At 68.8% G+C, this 6,000-nt stretch carries 4 protein-coding genes; all 4 read left to right on the forward strand.

Going from position 1 to position 6,000, the window contains the following annotated elements; genetic code table 11:
• Positions 1-898 precede the first annotated feature (898 nt).
• The 4 genes from ACGFMK_RS39255 (at position 899) to ACGFMK_RS39270 (ending at position 5,950) form a co-directional block, all read left to right on the forward strand.
• The gene (locus ACGFMK_RS39255; RefSeq protein WP_392774277.1) at positions 899-2,428 is read left to right on the forward strand and encodes a sugar transferase; all 1,530 of its coding nucleotides are present in this window, start codon (positions 899-901) and stop codon (positions 2,426-2,428) included.
• 187 nt (positions 2,429-2,615) lie between these two features.
• Positions 2,616-3,230 (forward strand): malonic semialdehyde reductase, encoded by a 615-nt coding sequence (locus ACGFMK_RS39260; RefSeq protein WP_392774279.1) that lies wholly within the window; start codon positions 2,616-2,618, stop codon positions 3,228-3,230.
• Between the two features lie 153 nt (positions 3,231-3,383).
• The gene (thrS, locus tag ACGFMK_RS39265) at positions 3,384-5,411 is read left to right on the forward strand and encodes a threonine--tRNA ligase (protein ID WP_392774281.1); all 2,028 of its coding nucleotides are present in this window, start codon (positions 3,384-3,386) and stop codon (positions 5,409-5,411) included.
• Complete coding sequence (locus ACGFMK_RS39270) at positions 5,408-5,950, forward strand: HIT family protein (protein WP_392774283.1); 543 nt, start codon at positions 5,408-5,410, stop codon at positions 5,948-5,950. Before thrS ends, ACGFMK_RS39270 begins: the two co-directional genes overlap by 4 nt.
• Positions 5,951-6,000 lie beyond the last annotated feature (50 nt).

Here is a 6,000-nt window from a genome sequence, read left to right on the forward strand (position 1 = left end):
TACGCAAGCAGGGCTCTTTCGTTGTGTCCCGTGGGGGCCGAGCCCCCACGCCCCCGCCGGGGCGAGCCCCCGGACCCCCAGCGTGTGGTCACTTTTCGCGGGCGGCTTCGGCACGCGCGATCAAGGCGATCATCCCCCGCGCGGGTAGTCGTGCGATCCGGAGTGAACTGTCACTTCGCGGCCGCCGTATGGCTGTCAACAGAGCTTCGGATCCGGGGGTACCCGGGTCCGGTGGATCTTCTTCCGGAAACCGCCGTGCCGGTGGGTTTCTGTCGAACTCGGACGTCTGTGAGGTGGCGGTGTGATCCTCGGCACGCGACGGCGGCGCGATCGGGCCGGTCCGCCTCGTCGTGAGCGGACGGTCACGGTGCGTGGCCGGCACATCGCGGGCCCGGCGGCCGCGGGTCCGTGGTCCGCTCGCGCAGGGTGATCGTGTGACGGAAAACGGCACGTGTGACGGCTTGGCGGCGAACGTCACCACTTGATCACCCCGCGTGTCACCTGGCACTCGTCGCGGACCGGTTCGATCCACAATGGACCGCCGGCCTCGAGAAGTGTCCACAGTAGATCGCGGCGGCCGTTCGGCCGTTCGGACAGGTGGCGTCCACCCGGGTGCGGGTATCGCGATTTATGGCTACATTGCGTAGTTTTTCGAGGGATACGCGCTATTACGCATCGTCATCATCTTGTTATCTTGCGGCCATTTTCTGGCGGGGAAGACGCGCAGCATGTGGCTGGAAATCCTTGTAACGATGCTGAGAGAGTCGCCGATACCTTGCCTTGTGAAGCTTCCGCGGCCCCAGCGCGACAACCGAGTTTGCGATCACTCTCCGAAATCACTCTCGGTGACGCAGTGTGCCCGCGGTGACAACTCCGATTCCTGTTTCCGGGAGGTCTGATGGAAGAGTCGGTGCGGCCTTCGTACACGGTGGCGCAGCCACCGCCGCACATCGACCTCCAAGCCATCCCGCGACCCGCCAAGCGGGACGAGAGCCCGGCCGCCGAACCGGCCGGCACTCCGTCCCCGAAGGCGTTGCCGGCGGCCTGGGAGGCCAGATACAGAGCCTGGGTCATCGGCAGCGACGTGTTCGTCACGCTGCTGGTGATCGCGATCAGCGCGTTCGTCATCGACCGCGTGGCTCCGCACGACATGCACGCCTTCGGCACCATCCTCGCGGTGTTCGTCTCGCTCCCGGTCAGCCGGGCGTGGAGCCCGCGCGTGCTCGGTGAAGGCGCGGAGGAGTACCGCACCCTCGGCCGCGGCTTCATCACCGCCGCCGTCCTCGTGGCGCTGGGCGGGCTGCTGTTCGGCGCGCTCGAGGTCCAGGTCTGGGTGTTCATCGTCGTCCCGGCGATCGCCCTCGTCGCCTTCCCGCAGCGCTACCTGCTGCGCCAGGTGCTGCACCGCAAGCGCGCCAAGGGACTCTGCCTGCTGCCGGTGATGGCGGCCGGCAGCCCGGAGACCGTCGCCGACCTGATCGCCCGCACCCGGTCCGAGGCGCACGTGGGCTGGCGGGTCGAGGCGGCCTGCACGTTCACCGGCCACGGCGCCGACCGCGACAGCGGCGAGATCGACGGTGTCCCGGTGGTCGGGAGGCTGGAGGAGCTTTCCCGGCACGTGCGCCGCGGCGGTTACCGCGTCGTCGCGATCACCGCGGACCAGTACTGGAGCCCGAAGCGCCTGCAGCGCGTGGCCTGGGACATGGAGGGCACCGGCGCCGAGATGGTCGTGGCCCCCGTGCTGATGGAGGTCGCCGGCCCCCGGCTGAACGTCACCGGGGTGCTGGGGATGCCGCTGCTGCGGGTCACCGCGCCGATGTTCACGGGCGGGCGCCGTGTGGTGAAGGAGATCGTGGACCGCGCCGGCTCGGCGTTCCTGCTCACGATGATGTCCCCGCTGCTGCTGGTGATCGCGCTCGCGATCAAGCTGAACGACCGCGGCCCGGTGATCTACCGCCAGCGCCGCGTCGGCCGCGACGGCGCCGTCTTCACCATGCTGAAGTTCCGGACGATGGTCACGAACGCCGACGAGATCCGCAAGAACCTCGAGGCGGAGAACGAGGGTGCCGGTCCGCTGTTCAAGATGAAGCGGGATCCGCGTATCACCCGTGTGGGTGGTTTGCTGCGCCGGTATTCGCTCGACGAGCTGCCGCAGCTGTTCAACGTCGTCTCCGGGAAGATGTCGCTCGTCGGCCCCCGGCCGCCGTTGCCGGAGGAGACCGCGCAGTACGCGCCGGACGCGCGGCGCCGCCTGCTGGTGAAGCCGGGCCTGACCGGGCTCTGGCAGGTCAGTGGCCGCAGCGACCTCACCTGGGCCGAGAGCATCCGGCTCGACCTGCGCTACGTGGAGGACTGGTCCCTCGCGCTGGACCTGGTGATCCTCTGGAAGACCTTCCGCGCGGTGATGGGCGGTCAGGGCGCCTACTGACCCGTCCGGCTTCTTCACCGCGCGTTCCGCGCCACGGCCGCCGACCCCCACCGCGGGGGGTCGGCGGCCGTGCCCGTTTCCGGAGGCCTGTGATCCACTTCACCGGCGACAGGTGGTTGAGAGCGAAATAGTTCAATGCTCAAGCATGTTGGACGGGGAGACCGACCCACGGAAGGAATCCCGCCCCATGACCACCTTTGCCGAGCAGACCGAGGCACTCCAGCTCCCCGCGGACGTCCAGAACCTGCTGTTCCGCGAGGCGCGCACCGCCAACAGTTTCAGCTCCGAGCCGGTGACCGAGGAGCAGGTCCGCGCGATCTACGACCTCGTCAAGTGGGCCCCGACGTCGATGAACACCCAGCCGCTGCGCGCGCTGGTGCTCCGCACCGCCGAGGCGAAGGCCCGCCTGCTCCCGCATATGGCCCCGGGCAACCGGGCCAAGACCGAAGCCGCCCCGCTGACCGTCGTCCTGGCCGCCGACGTCGACTTCCACGAAAACCTGCCGCAGGTCTTCCCGCACGCCCCCAGCGCGAAGGACAACTTCTCGGACGAGGACGGCCGCGTCGAGTTCGCCAAGCTGAACTCGCTGCTGCAGGTGGGCTACTTCATCATCGGCGTCCGCGCCGCCGGGCTGGCCGCCGGCCCGATGACCGGGTTCGACGCCGCCGGTGTCGACCAGGAGTTCTTCGACGGCAAACCGCTGCGCTCGCTGGTCGTCGTGAACGTCGGCAAGCCGGGGGAGAACCCGTGGTTCGACCGGTTGCCGCGGCTGGACTTCGAGCAGGTCGTCGAGACCCTGTGACGAAATCCCGCTGAACTGACTACCCCGATCGGGCGGGCCGTCTCCGGTGTGGAGGCGGCCCGTCCGGCATTCCCGGACGCGTGTGAGGCGCGAACCGGCCGCCGACTAGCATCGACGGCGTCATCTTTGTCACTGCAGTCCGAGGAGCCGATCGTGTCGCAGCCGTCCCCCGTTTCCCCCGTGGCCGCCTCCCGCGTGGTGGTACCGGCGGGCACTACGGCGGGCGCGGCGGTCCGCGAAGCCGGCCTGCCGACCAAGGGCGCGGACACGATCGTCGTCGTGCGCGACGCCGAGGGCAAGCTGCGCGACCTCGCCTGGGCGCCGGAAACGGACACCGAGGTCGAGCCGGTCGCCGCGAACACCGACGACGGGCGCAGCGTCATCCGCCACTCGGCGGCGCACGTGCTCGCCCAGGCCGTGCAGCAGCAGTTCCCGGACGCCAAGCTGGGTATCGGCCCGCCGGTGAAGGACGGTTTCTACTACGACTTCGCCGTCGACACCCCGTTCACCCCGGAAGACCTGCAGGCGCTCGAAAAGCGCATGAAGCAGATCGTGAAGGGCGCCCAGCAGTTCTCGCGGCGCGTTTTCGACTCCGTGGACGAGGCGAAGAAGGAACTGGCCGACGAGCCGTTCAAGCTGGAGCTGGTCGACCTCAAGTCCGAAGTGGACACCGCCGAGGTGATGGAGGTGGGCGAGGGCGAGCTCACCATCTACGACAATCTCGACCCGCGTACCAAGGAACGTGTCTGGAGTGACCTCTGCCGTGGTCCGCACGTGCCGACCACCAAGTTCATCCCCGCGTTCAAGCTGACCCGCGTCGCCGCCGCGTACTGGCGGGGGAGCGAGAAGAACCCGCAGCTGCAGCGGATCTACGGCACGGCGTGGGAGTCGGCCGAGGCGCAGGACGCCTACCTGGAGCGCATCGCCGAGGCCGAGCGCCGCGACCACCGCAAGCTCGGCGCCGAGCTGGACCTGTTCTCCTTCCCCGAGGAGATCGGCTCCGGCCTGCCGGTGTTCCACCCCAAGGGCGGCATCATCCGCCGGGAGCTGGAGAACTACTCGCGCCGCCGCCACGAGGAGGCCGGCTACGAGTTCGTGAACACCCCGCACATCAGCAAGGGCGAGCTGTTCCACACCTCCGGCCACCTGCCCTACTACGCGGACACCATGTTCCCGCCGGTGCAGTTCGACGAGGAGAACTACTACCTCAAGGCCATGAACTGCCCGATGCACAACCTGATCTTCCGCTCGCGCGGGCGGTCCTACCGCGAGCTGCCGCTGCGGCTGTTCGAGTTCGGCACGGTCTACCGCTACGAGAAGTCGGGCGTGGTGCACGGCCTCACCCGCGTGCGCGGCCTGACGATGGACGACTCGCACATCTACTGCACCAAGGAGCAGATGCCGGGCGAGCTCCGGTCGCTGCTGAAGTTCGTGCTGGACCTGCTGGCCGACTACGGCCTTTCCGACTTCTACCTCGAGCTGTCCACCCGCGGCGACTCCGACAAGTTCATCGGCGAGGACTGGGAGTGGGAGGAGGCCACCGAGACGCTGCGGCAGGCCGCCGTCGACTCCGGCCTCGAGCTGGTCCCGGACCCGGGCGGCGCGGCCTTCTACGGGCCGAAGATCTCGGTGCAGGCCAAGGACGCGATCGGCCGCACCTGGCAGATGTCGACCATCCAGCTGGACTTCAACCAGAACAAGCGGTTCGAGCTGGAGTACACCGCGCCGGACGGCACCCGGCAGACGCCGGTGATGATCCACCGTGCGTTGTTCGGCTCGATCGAGCGGTTCTTCGGCGTGCTGACCGAGCACTACGCGGGCGCGTTCCCGGCGTGGCTCGCTCCGGTGCAGGTGGTCGGCATCCCGATCACCGCCGACCAGGTCGGCTTCTTGCGCGACGTCGAGAAGGCGTTGCGCGCCAAGGGGATCCGTGCCGAGGTCGACGCGAGCGACGACCGGATGCAGAAGAAGATCCGCACGCACACCACGCAGAAGGTGCCCTTCATGCTGCTGGCCGGCGCGAAGGACGTCGAGGCGGGCGCGGTGTCGTTCCGCTTCCGCGACGGCGGGCAGATCAACGGGGTGCCGGTGGCCGACGCCGTCGCCGCCATCGCCGGCTGGATCGAGCGGCGCGAAAACGCCTCGCCGTCGGCCGAAGCGCTGGAGACGGTCGTTCGGTGAGTGAGGGTCCCGAGTTCGTCGAGCAGCAGGGCGTCGGGGTCCAGGACGCGTTCCAGCGCCTCTGGACCCCGCACCGGATGGCCTACATCAAGGGCCAGGACAAGCCGGACGGCGACGAGGAGCCCGGCTGCCCGTTCTGCCGGATCCCGTCGCTCGACGACAAGACCGGCCTGATCGTCGCGCGTGGCGACGCGGTGTACGCCGTGCTGAACCTGTACCCGTACAACCCCGGGCACCTGATGGTGGTGCCCTACCGGCACGTCGCGGACTACACCGAGCTGACGCCTGCCGAGACACGCGAGGTCGCGGAGTTCACCCAGCACGCGATGAAGGTGATCCGTGAGGTGTCGGGCGCGCACGGGTTCAACATCGGGCTCAACCAGGGGGTCATCGCCGGGGCCGGCATCGCCGCGCACCTGCACCAGCACCTGGTCCCGCGCTGGGGCGGCGACGCGAACTTCATGCCGATCATCGGCCAGACGAAGGTGCTCCCGCAGCTGCTGGGCGAGACCCGCGACCTGCTGGCCGACGCCTGGTGAAGCCGTAACCGGCAACCCCTGATTGAGGGTTCAACCAGGGGTATGCTGGG

The sequence above is a fragment of the Amycolatopsis sp. NPDC049252 genome, from assembly GCF_043197175.1.
In the GTDB taxonomy this organism is placed as follows: Bacteria; Actinomycetota; Actinomycetes; order Mycobacteriales; family Pseudonocardiaceae; genus Amycolatopsis.